The organism is Aeromonas sp. Y318-3, assembly GCF_027706185.1.
Classification (GTDB): domain Bacteria; phylum Pseudomonadota; class Gammaproteobacteria; order Enterobacterales; family Aeromonadaceae; genus Aeromonas; species Aeromonas veronii.
On sequence record NZ_JAPDCN010000011.1, the window covers coordinates 21,758 to 40,129 of the forward strand.

Annotated in this window: 16 protein-coding genes; 7 read left to right on the forward strand and 9 right to left on the reverse strand. The window is 62.1% G+C overall.

Going from position 1 to position 18,372, the window contains the following annotated elements:
- Positions 1–144 precede the first annotated feature (144 nt).
- Positions 145–1,083, forward strand: a complete 939-nt coding sequence (gene coaA / locus OKB77_RS15320; RefSeq protein WP_005339877.1) for a type I pantothenate kinase — start codon at positions 145–147, stop codon at positions 1,081–1,083.
- A gap of 80 nt (positions 1,084–1,163) precedes the next feature.
- Here coaA and birA read toward each other — a convergent pair whose 3' ends face one another.
- Positions 1,164–2,129: a bifunctional biotin--[acetyl-CoA-carboxylase] ligase/biotin operon repressor BirA gene (birA, locus tag OKB77_RS15325; RefSeq protein WP_069555544.1), complete on the reverse strand. Its 966-nt coding sequence runs from the start codon at positions 2,127–2,129 to the stop codon at positions 1,164–1,166.
- Positions 2,126–3,163 (reverse strand): UDP-N-acetylmuramate dehydrogenase, encoded by a 1,038-nt coding sequence (murB, locus tag OKB77_RS15330; protein ID WP_265776105.1) that lies wholly within the window; start codon positions 3,161–3,163, stop codon positions 2,126–2,128. Before murB ends, birA begins: the two co-directional genes overlap by 4 nt.
- Before the next feature lie 127 nt (positions 3,164–3,290).
- On the opposite strand from murB, the gene OKB77_RS15335 reads away from it, so the two are divergent.
- Positions 3,291–3,944 (forward strand): potassium channel family protein, encoded by a 654-nt coding sequence (locus OKB77_RS15335; RefSeq protein ID WP_005339863.1) that lies wholly within the window; start codon positions 3,291–3,293, stop codon positions 3,942–3,944.
- Positions 3,941–5,296: a TrkH family potassium uptake protein gene (locus tag OKB77_RS15340; protein WP_150390141.1), complete on the forward strand. Its 1,356-nt coding sequence runs from the start codon at positions 3,941–3,943 to the stop codon at positions 5,294–5,296. Before OKB77_RS15335 ends, OKB77_RS15340 begins: the two co-directional genes overlap by 4 nt.
- A gap of 40 nt (positions 5,297–5,336) precedes the next feature.
- On the opposite strand, the gene OKB77_RS15345 is transcribed toward OKB77_RS15340, so the two are convergent.
- On the reverse strand, positions 5,337–6,167 hold the full coding sequence (locus OKB77_RS15345; protein WP_150390140.1) for an AraC family transcriptional regulator: 831 nt from the start codon (positions 6,165–6,167) through the stop codon (positions 5,337–5,339).
- 101 nt (positions 6,168–6,268) lie between these two features.
- Here OKB77_RS15345 and OKB77_RS15350 point away from each other — a divergent pair, with 101 nt between their 5' ends.
- Together OKB77_RS15350 and OKB77_RS15355 are read left to right on the forward strand one after the other, a co-directional pair.
- Positions 6,269–6,802 carry a carboxymuconolactone decarboxylase family protein gene (locus tag OKB77_RS15350; protein WP_150390139.1) on the forward strand — a complete coding sequence of 178 codons (534 nt, stop codon included), beginning with the start codon at positions 6,269–6,271 and terminating at the stop codon, positions 6,800–6,802.
- A 15-nt stretch (positions 6,803–6,817) separates the two neighbouring features.
- On the forward strand, positions 6,818–7,258 hold the full coding sequence (locus OKB77_RS15355) for a DUF417 family protein (RefSeq protein ID WP_139461831.1): 441 nt from the start codon (positions 6,818–6,820) through the stop codon (positions 7,256–7,258).
- 40 nt (positions 7,259–7,298) lie between these two features.
- On the opposite strand, the gene OKB77_RS15360 is transcribed toward OKB77_RS15355, so the two are convergent.
- The 3 genes from OKB77_RS15360 to OKB77_RS15370 all read right to left on the reverse strand — a co-directional run bounded on the left by OKB77_RS15360 (position 7,299) and on the right by OKB77_RS15370 (position 11,860).
- On the reverse strand, positions 7,299–9,272 hold the full coding sequence (locus OKB77_RS15360; protein WP_265776104.1) for a DNA topoisomerase III: 1,974 nt from the start codon (positions 9,270–9,272) through the stop codon (positions 7,299–7,301).
- A 67-nt stretch (positions 9,273–9,339) separates the two neighbouring features.
- Positions 9,340–9,837 (reverse strand): response regulator, encoded by a 498-nt coding sequence (locus OKB77_RS15365; RefSeq protein ID WP_110304112.1) that lies wholly within the window; start codon positions 9,835–9,837, stop codon positions 9,340–9,342.
- A gap of 55 nt (positions 9,838–9,892) precedes the next feature.
- Complete coding sequence (locus OKB77_RS15370; protein ID WP_270817933.1) at positions 9,893–11,860, reverse strand: ATP-binding protein; 1,968 nt, start codon at positions 11,858–11,860, stop codon at positions 9,893–9,895.
- 276 nt (positions 11,861–12,136) lie between these two features.
- On the opposite strand from OKB77_RS15370, the gene OKB77_RS15375 reads away from it, so the two are divergent.
- Both OKB77_RS15375 and torA read left to right on the forward strand, forming a co-directional pair.
- Positions 12,137–13,267 carry a NapC/NirT family cytochrome c gene (locus OKB77_RS15375; RefSeq protein ID WP_005339847.1) on the forward strand — a complete coding sequence of 377 codons (1,131 nt, stop codon included), beginning with the start codon at positions 12,137–12,139 and terminating at the stop codon, positions 13,265–13,267.
- A gap of 23 nt (positions 13,268–13,290) precedes the next feature.
- Complete coding sequence (gene torA / locus OKB77_RS15380; protein ID WP_270817934.1) at positions 13,291–15,771, forward strand: trimethylamine-N-oxide reductase TorA; 2,481 nt, start codon at positions 13,291–13,293, stop codon at positions 15,769–15,771.
- Between the two features lie 85 nt (positions 15,772–15,856).
- Here torA and OKB77_RS15385 read toward each other — a convergent pair whose 3' ends face one another.
- From OKB77_RS15385 to OKB77_RS15395, 3 genes are read right to left on the reverse strand one after another with little or no spacing between them, the layout of a single operon-like run.
- The gene (locus OKB77_RS15385) at positions 15,857–16,318 is read right to left on the reverse strand and encodes a hypothetical protein (protein WP_005339830.1); all 462 of its coding nucleotides are present in this window, start codon (positions 16,316–16,318) and stop codon (positions 15,857–15,859) included.
- Positions 16,319–16,359: 41 nt separating this feature from the next.
- On the reverse strand, positions 16,360–17,709 hold the full coding sequence (locus OKB77_RS15390; protein ID WP_265774322.1) for a sensor histidine kinase: 1,350 nt from the start codon (positions 17,707–17,709) through the stop codon (positions 16,360–16,362).
- Positions 17,706–18,362 (reverse strand): response regulator transcription factor, encoded by a 657-nt coding sequence (locus OKB77_RS15395; RefSeq protein ID WP_270817935.1) that lies wholly within the window; start codon positions 18,360–18,362, stop codon positions 17,706–17,708. The genes OKB77_RS15390 and OKB77_RS15395 overlap by 4 nt, the downstream gene beginning before the upstream one ends.
- Positions 18,363–18,372: the final 10 nt, after the last annotated feature.

Genomic DNA, 18,372 nt, shown 5'->3' on the forward strand with positions numbered 1-18,372 from the left:
GCAACCATTGAACCCGGCAAAATATGCTTTATTGCTGGGAAGTTTGCAAAAAAGCGGGGGCAAACAAGCCAATCCTGCTGCGTCCCTTGTCGCTCCCCCACCCTTGGTGTATGGTCGCCGTGCCCAAGAAACAGTGATGACACCATGACGACAGAGCATAACCCCTATCTGCAATTCACCCGCGAACAATGGGCGTTATTGCGCGATTCGGTCCCCCTGACCCTGACCGAACACGATCTGCAGACCCTGCGCGGGATCAACGAGAAGGTGTCATTGCGGGAAGTGGAAGAGATATATCTGCCTCTCTCCCGCCTGCTCAATCTCTATGTCAAAGCCAAACAGCGTCGCAGCCGGGTGCTGGAGCAGTTCCTCGGCCAGTCCCGCGGCAAGGGCACCTATATCATCAGCATTGCCGGCAGCGTGGCGGGGGGCAAAAGTACCACGGCCCGTATTCTGCAGGCCCTGCTGGAGCGCTGGCCGGAACACCCGCGGGTGGAGCTGGTCACCACCGACGGCTTCCTCTATCCCAACAAGGTACTGGAAGAGCGCGGCCTGATGCGTCGCAAGGGGTTCCCGGAATCCTACGATATCCGCCATCTGGTGGAATTTGTCGCCAATATCCGCGCCGGTCACGAGAAGGTCGAAGCGCCGGTTTACTCCCACCTTATCTACGACATCATTCCCGATGAGAAAAAGGTGGTGGAGCAGCCGGACATCCTGATCCTGGAAGGGCTCAATGTGCTGCAAAGCGGCATGGACTACCCTCAGGAGCCCCATCGGGTCTTCGTGTCAGACTTTGTCGACTTCTCCATCTATGTGGATGCCGATGCCGAACTGCTGCGTACCTGGTATATCGAACGCTTCCTGAAATTCCGCAGCGGCGCCTTCTCGGATCCCGACTCCTACTTCCATAACTACGCCAAGCTGGCGGAGAGTGAGGCGACCCAGATCGCGAGCAACATCTGGCAAGATATCAACTATCTGAATTTGCAAGAAAATATCCTGCCAACGCGTGAGCGAGCCAACCTGATCATGACCAAGGGCCATGAGCACGCCATCGAGCAGATCAAACTGCGCAAATGATGACTGCAGTTGCCGGATAACGAAGAGGGGGCCCGCAGGCCCCCTCTTCTATTTGGCATCATGAGCGGCCTTGCTGACCCTCAGTCGCCCCGGCGCAGGGAGAGCTCGCCCCCCAGATAGAATTTGATCCCTTCGCCTGTCTCCAGTCGCAGGGCGCCGCGATCGTCGATACCACGGGCGATGCCGCGGATCTCCTGATCCCCCATCAGCAGGCGCACCGGGCGACCGGCAAAGTGATCGAGCCGGTTCCACTCATCGACAAAGCTTGCCAACCCCTGTTGCTCAAAGGTGTGCAGCGCCCGCTGCAGATGGACGATCATCCGGGCTGCCAGCTGATTGCGATCCACCAGTTCCGGATTTATGTGGCGCAGCTCGGCCCAAGCCTGATCGATCTTCTCCCCTTCGCGGGCAGGCATCGCCAGATTGAGGCCGATACCGATCACCAGATGACAGCTGGCACCGGCACTGCCACTCATCTCCACCAGTATTCCCGCCAGCTTGCGGCCCTGATAGTAGAGGTCGTTCGGCCACTTGAGCTCAACACCTTGATAACCAAGGCTCTCCAGCGCTTCAACCACTGCCACGCCGACCGCCAGACTCAGCCCCATGGCCGCCGCCATGCCTTGTTCGAGTCGCCAGTACATGCTGAGGATCAGCTGGCAACCAAACGGCGAAATCCAGGGTTTGCCACGACGACCGCGCCCGGCGGTCTGACACTCGGCCAGACAGCTCTCGCCAGAGCGCAGCTCATTGACCCGATCCAGCAGGTGTTGGTTGGTCGAGCCAATGACCGGAAAACAGTGCACCGGCGCCATCGGGGCCAGTACCTGCAAGGTAGCCTGATCATAGAGCGCCATCGGCACCGCCAACCGGTAGCCCTTGCCGGTCAGGCTAAAGAGATCCAGCCCCAGCTCCTTGAGCGCCGCCATGTGTTTGCTCACCGCCGCCCGGCTGATGCCGAGCTGCTCGCCCAGCTGTTCGCCGGAGTGAAACTGGCCGTCGCTAAGCAGGGTGATCAGGGTCTGTCTGATGGGAGTCAACGTCATGAGAGCACCTCGTCGAGCCAGGTTTCACCGTGCGCACCCATAAAGCGCACCTCGTGCTCCAGCACCACGCCAAACGTCTGCTCCACGCTATCGCGGACATGAGCCGCCAGCGCGATCAGCTCCATGGCACTGGCGCCCCCCAGATTGACCAGCACCAGCGCCTGCTCCTGATGAACTGCGGCGCGGCCAATGGCGAAACCTTTCAGCCCGCACTGATCGATAAGCCAGCCCGCCGCCAGCTTGGCCTGCCCTTCTCCGGCCGGATAGCAGGGCATCTGCGGGTAGCGCGCCTTGAGCGACTCCGCCAGCGCGGCAGGCACCACCGGATTCTTGAAGAAGCTGCCCGCATTGCCGAGCACCGCAGGATCCGGCAGCTTGGCCATGCGGGTGGCACAAACGGTATCGAAGATGGTCTGCGCCGAAGGCTCATCACCGAGCGCGGCCAGTGGGCCATAGCCCAGCACCGGTTGCCACGCCTTGGGCAGTTTGAGCCCGACGGCAGTGATCAGGTGGGAATCCTGATACTCGTGTTTGAAGATGCTGTCGCGATAACCGAAGCGGCACTCTGCCGCCGCGATCCGTTCAATCTCGCCACTCTGCCAGTTGAACGCCTCGACATAGGAACAGAAGTCGGCCAGCTCAACGCCATAGGCACCGATGTTCTGCACCGGCGCGGCACCGACCGTGCCGGGAATAAGCGCCAGATTCTCCAGCCCGAACCAGCCCTGTTGCAAGGTATGACGCACCAGCTGATGCCAATCTTCACCGGCCGCCACATGGAGCAACCAGTGATCGCCACCATCTTCAGCGGTAATCCCCTTGAGCCGGTTGAGCACCACCAGACCGAGAAAATCGGTGGTGAAGAGCATGTTGCTGCCGCCGCCCAGATTGAGGCGCGGCAGCTGGTTGAACTGCGGATCGGCACGCAGGGTCGCCAGATCGGCAACCTGCTCCACCTCGGCCAGCCAGAGGCAATACGCATCGAGGGCAAGGGTGTTGAGCTTCAACAAGGAGGCGTTGGCATTCAGTTTCATCGGTCTATCCCGGCTTGGTGCAAGGGCGCAGTCTACCTCAAGTTACCCCATGACGAAAAACCCGAGCCCTTTTCGGGGGAATAGCAGTGGTTTAGAGTAGGCGACTTCAACTGCTGAGGAATAACTCATGAACAACCAGTTTGCCGTCATCGGCCTGGGCCTGTTTGGCAGCGCGCTGTGCGAAGAGCTGCAACGGCAAGATGCCGAAGTACTGGCCATCGATATCGACGAGAGCAAGACCCGGCAAATCGCCGCCCTCTGCAATCACGTTATCGTGGCGGATGCCACCGATGAGGCCACCGTGGCCGAGCTGGGACTGGCCAATTTCGATATCGTCTTCGTTGCCATCGGTGACAACCTGGAGACCAGCATCCTCACCACCCTCGTCTTGAAAGAGGCGGGCGTGAAGAAGGTGTGGGTCAAGGCGCGCGACAAGTTCCACGCCAAGATCCTGCAGAAAGTGGGCGCCGACAAGGTGATCAACCCGGAGTGGGACATGGGCCGCCGGGTCGCCCAGAGCATGCTGGACAACCGGCTGTTCGACTATCTGGAGCTGGGCCACGACATGGTGCTGACCGAGTTCGTGATTGGCCTGCAACAGAACGGCCGGGAACTGGGCGACTTCCATCTGCTGCAACAGAGCGATTTCCAGCTGCTCGCCATCAAGCGTGGTGATGTGCTGCACAACGTGCTGACCGGCAAGATGGAGCTGCAACTGGGCGACATCCTGATCCTGGCGGGCAACAAGCACGCCATCGACCACTGGCTCGAAACCCTATGATCAACTGGCGCAGCAGCTACGCCTTCGCCCTCCATCGGGAGCAGGACTCTCGCTGGAGCGAAGCCCGGCTGATCCTCGGCAGCTTTCTGATCATTCTGCTGATTGGCACCATCTTTCTGGTGCAACCCTCCAGCCACAATGGCGAGGTCACCTTCGTCAACGCCCTGTTTACCGCTACCTCGGCCATCAGCGTGACAGGTCTTGGCGTGGTGGATACCGGCACCGCCTTCACCCTGCAGGGGCAGATTTTCCTGCTGATGCTGATGGAGATCGGCGGTCTGGGCCAGATGACCATGACCCTGCTGCTGATCGCCATCTTCAGCAAGCGGGTCGGTCTGCGCCAACAGGTGCTGGCCAAGGAGGCGCTGGGACAGGAGGGCTCGGTCAACATCATCCAGCTGGTCAAACGGATCGTGCTGTTCGCCTTTATCGCCCAACTGATCGGTACCGGCATCATGGCGATCCGCTGGGTGCCCGAGATGGGGTGGGTGCACGGCCTCTATGTCAGCTTCTTCCACGCGGTATCAGCCTTCAACAACGCCGGGTTTTCGCTCTTTGCCAACAACCTCATCGACTATAGGGACGACCCCATCATCAGCCTGACCATCGCCGGTCTGCTGATCCTGGGGGGGATCGGCTTTACCGTCATCGTCGATCTGGTGCGCAACCGCCGCTGGCGCAAGCTGAAGCTGCACAGCAAGCTGATGTTGCTGATGACCCCGGCGCTGCTGCTGGCCGGTACCTTTATGTTCTGGCTGCTGGAACACAACAACCCGGGCACCCTCGGCAAGGCCGGTATCGGTGGCCAGCTGCTGGCTGCCTTCTTCCAGTCTGCCAGCGCCCGTACCGCCGGTTTCAATACCATAGATATCGGGCTGATGACCCCGGCGGCGCTGCTGTTCCTGATGATGCTGATGTTTATCGGTGCCGGTGCCACCTCCACCGGTGGTGGTATCAAAGTCACCACCTTCGCCGTGGTGCTACTGGCGACCAAGGCGTTTCTGACCAAACGACCCCATGTCACCGCTTTTGGTCGCACCCTGTCGCCCCAGATCGTGACCCGCTCCCTGGCCATCATCATCGTCAGCACCATGGTGCTGATGCTGGCGATGTTCCTGCTGATGGTGACCGAGGATCTGCCGTTCGACAAAATCATGTTCGAGACCATCTCGGCGTTTGCCACCGTCGGCCTCTCCACCGGCATCACCGCCTCCCTGAGCGAGCCGGGCAAGCTGATCCTGGTGCTGGTGATGATCTGCGGCCGTCTCGGCCCGCTGACCCTGGCCTTTATGCTGGCCCGCCCGGTCGAGACCCGCATCCGTTATCCGGAAGAGAACGTCTATACCGGCTGACCGGTTATGAAAACGGGGCAGCCACTGGCTGCCCCGTTTTTTATTCAGCTTGTTGCTGCGCCTTGAGCCAGCGCCCCGGGCTCATCCCCAGCTCCCGCTCGAATGCCCGACCAAAGGCAACACTGCTGCTATACCCCGCCCCCAGCGCCACCTGCGCCATAGGCTCCCCCACCAGCAGTTGCTGGCAGGCGCGCGCCATGCGCCAGTGGGTCAGATAACCAAGCGGCGCTTGACCGACCCGCTCCTGAAACCTCGCGGCAAAGCGGGCCCGCGACATGCCGGCCTCCCGCGCCAGCGTGGCCACCGTCCAGGGTTCATCCTCACGCTGATGCATCACCGAGATCGCCTTGGCCAACTGGGGATCGGAAATACCTGCCAGCATCCCCTGCTGACACACCCCTTGCTCGACCAGATGACGCAGCAGCAGGATCAACAGTACCTCCAGCAAGCGGGAGATCAGCGGATCCTGCCCGTAGCGGGGGTGAAACGCCTCGTCAAACAACTGGTTCAGCACCGGCGTCAGGGCAGGCAACTCCCTTAGCGGCAGCAGCAGCGAGCCCGGTAATGCCAGTTGCAACGGCGATGCGCCCCCCTTGCCGAATGCGACATTGGCGCACACCAAATCACAACCCCCCAGCGTTCTGGGTTCAAGCTTGTGAGGACGTCCCCGAGGGAACAGGATCAGGGTCGGCTCCTCGAGCAGCAAGCTTGCTCCCCCCTCTTCACGCAACATGACGGCGCCACTGCGCAGCAGATGAAGATGTCCGCCACTCGGATAATCATCACTGGAGGAGTTCTGGCACAGGTTGCCGGCGAAGAAGATCTTGGCTTCAGGGGAGGCATGAACCAACAGGGCAGAGAGCGGATCCATATTTGAGACGAATAGTATTTATTTGCAGACGATGAGTGATAAAACGTATCACGAATGACGGCACACTGTCTCCCGTACCTTCACTACCACAGGAGAAGATCATGAGCCGTATCCAACCCGTATCCCAACCGCAACCCGCAGCCGCCCAGACCCTGGCCACCCTGCAACGCAATCTGGGTATGGTGCCCAACCTCTACGCCACCCTGGCCCACTCGCCAGCCCTGCTCAATGGCTTCCTGGCCTTTGCCGAGGCGCTTGGCAAGGGGCGTCTCACTGCCCCACAACGGGAGTTGCTGGCACTGGCCATAGGTCAAGCCAACGCCTGCCAATACTGTTTGTCTGCCCACACACTACTGGCGGGCAAGGCCGGATTCTCGGCCCAGGAGATCCGGGCTGCCCGGCTCGGCCAAGCCTCGGCTCCCCTTGATCACGCCCTGCTGCAACTGGCAACGGCGCTGGTCAGTCAGCGCGGAGTGATCAGTGACGAGCAGCTTGCTAGAGCCCGGGCCGCAGGCGTAGATGACGAGCTGCTGCTGGAGGTGCTCGGCCAGGTGGTCGTCAATACCCTGACCAACTATGGCAACCACCTGGCAGCGACCGAGATCGACTTCCCGCCCGTCACTCTGACCCCTTAAACAAGGAGCCCCCCCATGCAACAACATGACAAAGGCTTTCTGGTCGCCCTGGCGGGCGTGGTAATGACCCTGCTCTGGATCGGCGTCTTCAAGTTTACCCCGACCGAGGCAGCCGCCATCAAACCACTGGTAGCCAGCCACCCCTTGATGAGCTGGCTCTATGGCCCCCTGTCGGAACAGAGCGTATCGAACCTGATCGGGGTGGTCGAGATAGTGATCGCCATCGGACTGGTCGTGGGTCTGTGGCAACCTCGCATCGGTTACTGGTGCAGCATGGGGGCTATCGTCACCTTCCTGGCGACGCTGAGCTTCCTGCTGACTCTGACAGGTGTCTGGAAAGTGGTTGATGGCGTGCCAGTCACCGAGTTCTTCCTGTTCAAGGATCTGGTGTTTCTCGGTGTGGTTCTGCACTACCAGCACAGGATCCGTGCCAGCTTGTCCACTCAGGCAGCCTGACAACAATGCCTTTGGCGCCCGGGATGGGCGCCTTTTTTCGTTATGCCGCCCTGGTCTGGCGCTTGCTGGCCGTCTTGCGCGGTCGGGGCCCGCCAGTCGTGCTGGCCGCCGGACTCTTGCGCCTGGTAAAACGCCGCTTGCCGGCACCCGGCGCCTCCTTGGGCAGGGCGCTGAAGCTGGCGCCGGAATCCTGTCGCGCCCCTTCAATCAGACCGTTGAGCTGCTCGGTGAGCGGCCCCATAAACTGCTGGTAGCTGCCGTGGCGCTCGGCGATCTGGGCGAGGCTCTGCTCCCACAGCGCCGTCATATCCGGCGTGGTAGCGGTGGCTGGCAACGCCTGAACCAGCGCCCGTCCGGTCGGGGTCGCCTTGATGCTCTTGCCCTGACGCACCAGAAAGCGACGCTTGAACAACAGGTCGATGATACCGGCCCGGGTCGCTTCGGTGCCGAGGCCATCGGTGTCGCGCAGGGTCTTGCGGATCTCGGGATCCTGCAGATAGCGGGCGATGCCGGTCATGGCCGCCAGCAGGGTGGCATCGGTGAACGACTTGGGCGGCTGGGTCATCTTCTCCTGCAGTTCGCCCCGCTCGCAGAACAGTTGTTCGCCCTCCTTCAGCGCGGGTAGCGTGCCCGCCTTCTCTTCGTCGTCATCCTCCTCCACCCCGAGCAGCGCCTTCCAGCCCGCTTTGAGAATGCGCCGCGCCTTGGCCTGAAACAGACCACCGGCGATGCGCAGCAGCACCTTGCTGTCGTTGTATTCGAACGGGGGATAGAACTGCAGCAGATACTGGCGGGCAATCAGGCCATAGAGCTTCGCCTCGTCGGCCCCCAGCGTGGCGGGGTTGCCCTGCTTCTCGGTGGGGATGATGGCGTGGTGGGCATCCACCTTGCTGTCGTTCCACGCCTTGCTGCGGATCTTGCCATCAGCCGCGCTCACCGCCTTGACCAGTGCAGGCGCTGTGGCGGCGATGGCGCCGCGCACCTGCTCGGCCCGCTTGAAGTGGTCGGTCGGCAGATAGCGGCTGTCGGAGCGCGGATAGGTGATGAGCTTGTGACGCTCGTAGAGGCTTTGGCAGATGTCGAGCACTCGCTTGGCATCCATGCCGAAGCGTTTGGCGGCATCGATCTGCAGGCTGGAGAGGTTGTAGGGCAGCGGCGCCGCCTGCTTGCGGGCCTGCTCCTCCACCGATTCGACCTGAGCGGGCTGGCCGTTGATCCGGCTCACCACCTTGTCGGCCAGCGCCCGATTGAGCACCCGCCCCTCCTCATCCTGCCACGGCAGGCAGGCTTCCGATGGCAGCCACTTGGCGGTGAAGCGCTCGTTGCTATCGGTCAGCAGATGGGCCAGCACCTCGTAGAAGGGTTTAGGCACGAAGGCCTCGATCTCGAGATCCCGCCGCACAACCAGCCCCAGCAGCGGGGTCTGCACCCGACCGACCGAGAGCAGCTCGCTGCAACCCGCCTTACGCCCGAGCAGGGTGTAGGCGCGGGTCATGTTGATGCCATAGAGCCAGTCGGCCCGACTGCGGGCCAGCGCCGAGACCGCCAGCGGTACGAATTCCTTGTTGTCCCTCAGCTTCTCGAGAGCGCGGCGCACCGCAGGCGGGTTGAGATCGCTGATGAGGCAGCGCTGCACCGGCTTGGTTTTCGGGTAGCCGAGAAAGTCGATCACCTCATCCACCAGCAACTGCCCTTCCCGATCCGGGTCACCGGCGTTGACCACGCAGTCGGCCTGCTTGATCAGCCGCTTGATGACGGTGAGCTGGGTTTTGGTCTTGGGCTTGGCCACCAGCTGCCACTGGGCGGGGATGATGGGGAGATGCTCCATCCGCCACTGCTTGAAGGCGGCGTCATAGGCATCGGGCTCGGCCTGCTCCAGCAGATGGCCGATGCACCAGGTGACCACATCCCCCTGGGCTGTTTCGATAAAACCGTCGCCCTTCTTATGGGGCTTGGGCAGGGCATCGGCAATGGCGCGGCCCAGCGTGGGCTTCTCGGCGATAAAGAGTCGCATCGGTGGCTACCTGCAATACTGTATATGCAGACAGTATACAACTGCCACCGCGAAAGCCCAACTTCCCCTATTCGTCGAACGGGTGATCGTGGATGGCGGCAAACAGCCGCGCCTGATTGAGCAGCGGCGCATAGTGGAAGGCATTTTCGCCATCTTCCGCCAGCAGATAGTCGGTCAGCTGTTCGCGCACCGCCTCTTGCAGGGTCTCCAGCTTCCACGGCTTGGCGAGGTAGTAGTGCAACCCGCCGCGATTGACCGCTTCGACGGTGGCCTCCAGCCCCGCTTGCCCAGTCAGCAGCAATTTGCGGCTGGCACGGGTGGAGGCTCGTCGGTTCAGCTCCACCAGAAAATCGACCCCCAGGGTTCCCGGCATGATGTGGTCACAGAGGATCAGCGCCAGCTTGTTGCCGTCGCACTCCCACTCCTCCACCACCGCACGCGCCTCATCGACGCTCTCGGCAGCTTCCAGTTCGAAGTGGGAACGGAACGGGGCGAGATCGTGGATCACCGCATCCAGCACCTCCCGCTCATCGTCCACACACAGGATCAGATAGTGTTTGTTCATTGCTCCTCCTTGGCGACATGGTTTGGCACGCCGCGCGATTGATGCTGGCGACGGCTCAGGCCGCATGCACCTTGTTGTGATGAGGTTCGCCCCCGTAACCGGCCTGCCCCATGCCGTCCAGCGGCAGACAGACCCGCATCCGGGTGTAACGGCCAGGCTCCGAGGCCACCTCGATCCGGCCGTGGTGCTGCTGAACTATCTGCAGCGAAACGCTCAGACCGATACCGAGGCCGAAATGGCCCTCCCGCTTGGTGGTGAAGTTGAGATCGAAGATCCGCTGCCACAGCTCGGGCTCGATGCCGCAACCGCTATCCTCGATCTCTACCATGACCCACTCGGGATCCAGCAATCCGGTGCGGATGGTGAGCCGCCCCGGGCCGCTCATCGCATCCAGACTGTTGGCGATGAGGTTGGTCCACACCTGTTGCAGGGCGATGGGGTGACAGCGCACCAGCGGCAACGGCTGGTACTCCTTGCAGAGCTCATGATGCTTGAGGCGGTTTTCGAAAATCATCAGGGTATCTTCCAGCCCCTCGTGCAGGTCCACCAGCGAGGGCTCGGCCCGATCCTGCCGGGCATACTGCTTGAGGCTCTTGACCAGATCGCCGATGCGACGGGCACACACTTCGATATTGCGCAGGAAGCTGCCGGTCTGCTGGAACAGCTCCAGCCGGGAGAGCAGTGCCTCCCGCTCGTCGGCAGTGCGGCTGGCAAACCAGCGCTGCCAGTTAAGCTCGTCATCCAGATTCATCTGCACCGCCAGTCGCGCCTGCTGGCGATCTCCAAAGCGCCCCTCCGCCTGCCGGGTCTTGTCACGGATCTCGCTGGTCGAGACCGGCTGGGAGGAGAGCGCCTGACAGAGGGTCTGGTTGCCCAGCCCCTTGATGGGGGCGGGCAGTTCGAGATTGACCAGATCGGGGATGGCGGCCCGCAGGGTCTCGCTGCCACGGATAATGGCCGCCACCGGGTTGTTCAGCTCGTGGGCGACACCGGCCACCAGCTGACCCAGCATCGCCATTTTTTCGCTCTCCACCAGCTGGGCGTGAGCGGCATCGAGGGAGTTGAGGGTCTGTTGCAGCCGCATCTCGGTGCGGATGCTGTTTTGCAGGCGGCGGTTGAAGTGGCGCAGCAGCAGGTTGGTAAAAGAGGGGAGCAGTTCGCTGCGCGCCTGCATCACCCGGGAGAATTGCAGCTTGTCGAGCTTGATCACCTCGGCACCGGTCAGAGTCACGCCGGTGGTGAAGGCGGGTTCGCCGGTCACGAAGGACATACCCCCCACCAGCGAACCGGTACGGTAGTGCACCACCTCCTGATCGATCCCCTGCTCGTCCCGCTTGCGCAACACCACCTCCCCCTTGGCGATAAACCAGAGGAAGCTGTTGGGCTCCCCCTCGCGGGTCAGCACATGGCCCGGACTGTAGTGGCGGCAGACCCGCTCCTCGTCATTGCCCTCGAAAAACTGGTAGAGGCCGTCGATCACCACCCGGGAGAGTTCTTCATCGCTGCAGTGGGTGTAATCCATAAAGCCCTGCCGATAGGCAGCCAACTGGCGATCGACGTGGGCTCGCAGCAGCTTCTGGTTGTCGAGCACAGCGGCATAGCTCAGCAGGTCCGCTTCGGGACGCTGCAATACAAAGTGGCTCGCCTGCTCGATCACCGCCCGGCGCAGGCTGCCATCGCGCCAGGGGCGTTGCAGGTAGTAGTCGAGACGACCGAGGTTCACCGCCTCGATGATCGATTTCATCTCCGGCTGGCTGCCCAGCAGGATCTTGCGGCACGCCTCGTGACGGCTGCCGAGGCGGATCAGAAAATCGGCCCCTCGCCCATCCCCCAGCTCGCTGTCACACACCACCACGGCGGGTGGCTGCCCCTTGCGATCCAGCTCGTCCAAGGCCAGCTCAGCCGACCCCTGACCGACCACCACCACCAGCGCGAAATGGCCGAGCAGCGGAGCCAACTCCTGTTCGAATTCGGCCAGCAGTTGCACGTTGGCGGCGACACACAGCAGTGAGAAAGGGCTCATCAGCGACACTCCGTTGAGGCTCACTGCTCACTATATCAGCGAATCTTGTGGGGTTTTGCGAGGGGGCTAACAGCTGTCGCGGAAAGTGAACAAATAGATAAAACAGAAAACAACTGAATTTAATTCGATAAAAATGCCAATAGCAAAACAAAAGACAGAATGTGACAACAATCAAAAATATAAACCATGATGGAGGTCAACGCCTTATCCCTATCATTACTACTACTATTGGACTAGTACTATGTAGGTAATTATTGACCGTAGGAAAACGCCGCCATGATTGGAAAACTGATAAGAAAAACCTGGTTCTGGCTCCTGCTGCTCGGGGCCCTGCTGGGTGTCGCGGCACTGGGTGTCACCGTGACCGTGCTGCACAAGACCAGCTCCACCGAATTCTGCGTCTCCTGCCACTCCATGCAGACACCGCTCGCCGAGTATCAGGGCAGTGTCCACTTCCAGAACACCAAGGGGATCCGCGCCGAGTGCGCCGACTGCCACATCCCGGGCGACCCCACCTCCTACCTGTGGACCAAGATCCGCGCCGTGAAGGATATCTATCACGAGGCGATCGGCACCCTGGATACCCCGGAAAAGTATGAAGCCCACAAGCTGCGGATGGCCCAGTCCGTCTGGGACGAGTTGAAAGCCAACGACTCCGCCACCTGCCGCAGCTGCCACAGCTACGAGGCGATGGACATTCTGGCCCAACGCCCCAATGCCCGTGCCGAGCACCCGGTCGCCATCAAGGAAGGCCAGACCTGTATCGACTGCCACCGTGGTGTCGCCCACATCATGCCTGACATGAGCGGCCTGGCAGCCGCCGGTGCCAGCGAGCTGGCACAGGCTGCGGCCCAGACCCCAGCTAACGTCACCACCCGTTACGCCATCGCCACCACCCCGCTGTTCCTCGATGCCGCCGCCAAGACCGACGAAGGCACCCTGATGCCCTCCACCAAGGTGGAAGTGCTGGCCAACGAAAACGGCCGCGCCAAGGTGCAGATCGAAGGCTGGCAACAGGATGGTGTGAGCGAAGTGTTCTACGCCGCACCGGGCAAACGGATCCTCAGCGTACTGGTCGGCGATGCCGCCAAGAAAGCGCTGGTCACCGGCCAGAGCGAAACCGACAGCGCCACCAACCTCACCTGGCATCAGGTCAAGCTGACCGCCTGGGTCGACCAGAGCCAGCTCATCGGCGATCAGGGCAAGCTGTGGCAATACGCCTCCACCCTGATGTCCAACAACTGTACCGGCTGCCACGGCCTCACCGCGCTGGATCACTTCAATGCCAACCAGTGGATCGGCGTCATCAAGGGGATGGAATCTCGTACCTCCCTGACCCCGGAACAGGCTCGCATGTTGACCCAGTATGTCCAGAAACACGCCAGTGACATGAGCGCGGCCCACTAAGGCTGGCACAGAGGAAAACCGTTATGACTTTTTTCAATGACAAGAAGACCAATCTGTCCCGCCGCAACCTGCTCAAGGGGCTCGGCGCCTGCGCAGCCCTGCCCCTGCTCGGCGGTATTTTTCCCAAGAGTGCGCTGGCGCAAGCCATCAGCACCGCATTGAGTCAGTTCCCGACCCTGGTGCCCGCCCAGAAGGGCATTCTGACCGGCGCCCACTGGGGTGCTTTCGAGGCGATCGTCGAAGATGGCCGCATGGTGCGCGTTCAGCCGGTGGCCGATGATCCGGCGCCAAACGATCTCATCGACATGGCGCCGTTCCAGGTGCACGCCAAGAACCGCATCAAGTACCCCATGGTACGCAAGAGCTGGCTGGAACATGGCCCGGGCGCCAAACCGGAGCTGCGCGGTGCCGATGAGTGGGTACGGGTGAGCTGGGACAAGGCGATTGAACTGGTGGCCGGTGAAATCCAGCGCGTGCAGAGTGACTTCGGCCCGCAGGCGATCCACGCCGGTTCCTACGGCTGGAAGAGTGTCGGCATGTTCCACAACAGCCGCACCCTGCTGCACCGCCTGATGAACCTCTCCGGCGGTTTCACCGGTTATGCCGGTGACTACTCCACCGGTGCGGCTCAGGTGATCATGTCCCACGTGATGGGCTCCATCGAGGTGTACGAGCAGCAGACCGCCTGGCCCAACGTGGTCGAGAACGCCGAACTGGTGGTGCTGTGGGGGGTCAATGCTCAGGTCACCCTGAAGAACAGCTGGAACATGCCGGATCACGAAGGTCAGGCCGGCTTCAAGGCGCTGAAAGAGAAAGGCACCCGCGTCATCAGCATCGATCCGGTCTACAACGAGACCGCCAAGCTGGTCGGCGCCGAGTGGATTGCCCCAAACGCCTACACCGACGTGGCCATGATGCTGGGTGTGGCCCACACCCTCTACAGCGAGAAGAAGCACGATCAGGCCTTCCTCGATCGCTACACCGTCGGCTTCGACAACTTTCTGGACTATCTGCTCGGCAAGGATGACGGCCAACCGAAGAGCGCCGAGTGGGCGAGCAGCGTCTGCGGCGTCGATGCCAAGGTGATCCGCCAGCTGGCCCTCGACATGGCCGCCAAACGCACCATGATCATGGCCGGTTGGGGCATGCAGCGTCAGCAGCACGGCGAACAGCCGAACTGGATGCTGGTGACGCTGGCCTCCATGCTGGGCCAGATCGGCCTGCCGGGCGGCGGCTACGGCTTCAGCTACCACTACTCCTCCGGTGGCAGCCCCACCGCCAAAGGCGGCATTCTGGCGGGTATCTCCGCCGGCAACGCACCGAAGAACAGCCCGGCACCGATCCCGGTGGCCCGCATCGCCGACTGTCTCGCCAACCCGGGCAAGACCATCGACTTCAACGGCCGCAAGGTGACCTATCCGGACATCAAGCTGGTCTACGTGGCGGGCGGCAACCCCTTCCACCACCATCAGGACACCAACAACCTGCTGCAGGCGTGGCGCAAGCCGCAGACCGTGATCGTGCACGAGCCCTACTGGACGGCGACTGCCAAGCACGCCGATATCGTGCTGCCGGTCACCACCAGCTACGAGCGCAACGATCTGGAGATGGGTGGCGACTACTCCCAGCGCTATGTGTTCCCGATGCACCAGTGCGTGCCGCCCCAGTTTGAAGCCCGCAACGACTTCGACATCTTCAGCGCCATCGCCGCCAAGTTGGGCGTGCAGGAGCAGTACACCGAAGGCAAAGACGAGATGCTGTGGCTCAAGCAGATGTACGACGGCATGGCAGCGCAGGCCCGCGGCGCCCGCGTGGCGCTGCCGCCGTTCAACATGTTCTGGGAATCCAACAACTACATCCGCTTCCCGATCCCCGAGGCAAACCGCCAGTGGATCCGTCACGCCGATTTTCGCGAGAATCCGCTGCTCAACCCGCTCGGCACCCCGTCCGGCAAGATCGAGATCTTCTCCAACACGGTGGCGGGGATGGGTTACGCCGACTGTGCCGGCCATCCCAAATGGTATGAGCCCAAGGAGTGGGTGAAGAGCGAGGTGGCAGCGCGCTATCCGCTGTCGCTCAACACCTCCCACCCGACCCAGCGGCTGCACTCCCAGCTCGACAACACCCCGCTGCGGGACAAGTTCGCCATCGCCGACCGCGAAGCAATCATGATCCATCCCGCCGACGCCAAGGCTCGCGGCATCGCCCAAGGGGATCTGGTGCGCGCCTTCAACGAGCGCGGCCAGATCCTAGTGGGCGCCCTGCTCTCCGAAGATGTGCGCCAAGGCGTGGTGCGGATCTGCGAAGGGGCCTGGTACGATCCGGCCAAGCCGGGCGAAGTGGGCAGCATCTGCAAGAACGGCAACGTCAACTGCCTCACCTTCGACGAGGGCTCGTCCAGTCTGGCGCAAGGCAACTGCGGCCACATGGCCCAGCTGCAGATCGAGAAGTACACAGGCCCGATACTGACCAACACCGCCCACGCGATACCGGCCAACGGCTAAGGCGATTGCCACCCAATAAAAACGGCGCCATCAAGGCGCCGTTTCTTTATCTGTCTGCCAAAGCGCAGGCATGGTCGGGACGGGTTTAGAACTCCCCTTCCTCCATATACTCCTGCGCGCACTCCACCAGTTGTGGCCACAGCTCTTCCGGTACCCAGGCGTCCGGGTCATCTTCATCCCCGTCGTACTGGCTCCAGAAGTAGCGGCGCAGACCGGAGGCAAACTCGTCGCTGATCTCGGCCAGCTCCGAGAGCGGCCCCAACCAGGCGATGCGGCGCAGGCCGGAGGCGAGATCGTTGATGGCATCCATCAGGGTGCGATCGTCAAAGCTCTGCTCCACCAGCAGGGTGAAGCGCTCGCGCGCCTGCTCGGTCTGCTCCTCGTCCAGCTCGCCCACATCGGCCAGCAGGTCGACAAAATCTTCCAGAAGGAACGCGATCAGGCCATCCCTGTCTTCAAACCACTGGATCTGAGCGCCCTTGACCCCCAGCACAGAGGCATCAAACGAATCGTCAAGGTGACACAGTGCCCACGGATCGTCGGTCATGCTTCTCTTCCTCAGGCTAAAACAAATGCCATATGTTATGCCTAGCTCTCGACTCTTGCCACCTTGGGCAACGAGAGGGAGGCGGCCAGACCGCCCAGTTCGGCGCGGCCCATGATGAAACTGCCCCGATAGGCTTCCGCCAGATCGGAGACGATGTTGAGGCCCAGGCCCGAGCCCGGCACCTTCTCGTCGAGCCGCACCCCGCGCAGCACCGCCTTGGCGATCTGATCCTCGCTCATGCCGGGACCGTCATCCTCGATACGCAAGGTGATCCAGCCACCCAGCTCGGCGCTGGAGATGCGCAGCTCGCTGGCGGACCACTTGAAGGCGTTCTCCAGCAGGTTGCCCACCATCTCATCGAAATCCTGCTCCTCCACCCCGACCGCCAGATTGGCGGGCACCTGCAGATCCACCGTTTTGCCCGGATAGAGGCGGGAGAAGGCGCGGCAGATATACTCCACCCGCGCCCGCACCGGGGTCGAGACCCCGAGGATCTTGGCGGCACCGGTCACCCGCGCCTTGCCGAGGTGATAGTCGATATGACGCTGGATCTGGTCGAGCTGCTCGCCGATGGCAGCCTGATCCTCCGGCGGCAACTGGGCCACCTGATTGCGCAGGATGCTGAGCGGCGTTTTGAGGGCGTGGGCCAGATTGCCGGTGTGGGATCGCGCCCGCTGCAGCAGCTCGCCGTAGTGGTGCAGCAGCCGGTTGATATCCTCCACCAGCGGCTGGATCTCCAGCGGATAGCGCAGCCGGAACCCCTCCTGATGACCCTCGTGAACCCGCCCCAGTTCACGGCGCAGCAGGTGCAGCGGCCGCAAACCGTAGACGATCTGGAACATGAAGCCGAGCACCAGACCGGCGGCAGCAAAGCCGAGACCGAGGAACAGGCTGATGCGGGTCTTGTTGAGGGTCTGGGTCAGGGCGCTACTGTCCTTGGCCATCACCAGAGTGAACACCCGATCCGAACCGGGCAGCAGCACGGTGCGGGTCATGATCAGCAGCGGCTCCTTGTTGGGCCCCTTGCCGACGAAGAGGTCGGGATCGCCAAACGCCGACTTGAGGCCGTCGCTCTTCAGGTTGGTATCCCATAGGGAACGGGAGCGCCCCACCACATCGCGGCCCAACTCCAGCTGCCAATAGTAGCCGGAGTAGGGTTGATTGAAGCGGGGATCGGAGAGGGAGCCGGTGACCACCGGCAGGCCGGTTTTGGCCACTTCCAGCCGGGAGAGCAGATCATAAAGCTGCAGGCGAAGGCCGTCGGCCTCCGCCTCCTGCCAGTAGTTGCGCATCATGGTCTGCAGACTGAAACCGGTGGCGAACAGAAACAGCCCGCACCACACCAGCGCGATGGCGACCAGTCGCCCCCGCAGGGTTCTGACCAGCCTCATTCGTTGATCCGGTACCCGAGGCCGCGCACTGTTTCAATCAGGTCTGGATTGGTTTTCTTGCGGATCCGGCCGATGAACACCTCCACGGTATTGGAGTCACGGTCAAAATCCTGAGCATAGATGTGGTCGATCAGCTCGCTGCGCGATACCACCTTGCCCCGGTGCTGCATCAGATAACCCAGCACGCGGAACTCGTGGGCGGTCAGTTTGATGGGAGTCCCTTCGTACAACACCTGCGACGCCGCCATGTCGAGCCGCACTCCGCCAATCTCCAGAATGGAGCTGGCGTTACCCGCCGCCCGGCGCACCAGCGCATGGACCCGCGCTACCAGCTCGGCCACCTGGAACGGCTTGGTAAGGTAGTCATCGGCACCGGCGTTGAGCCCCTCGATCTTCTCGTGCAGCTGACCACGGGCGGTCAGCACCAGCACAGGGGTATCGATCCCCTTGCTGCGCCACTCTTTCAGCACGCTCAGGCCATCGCGCCCCGGCAGGCCGAGGTCGAGAATGATGGCGTCATAGGGTTCGGTCTCACCGAGGAAACCGGCCTCGTTGCCATCGTGGCAGAGGTCGGTGACAAAGCCGGAGAGGCGCAGCTGTTCGGCCAGCTGGCCAGCCAGAATTTTTTCGTCTTCAACAATCAGAATTCGCATGAACAGGCTT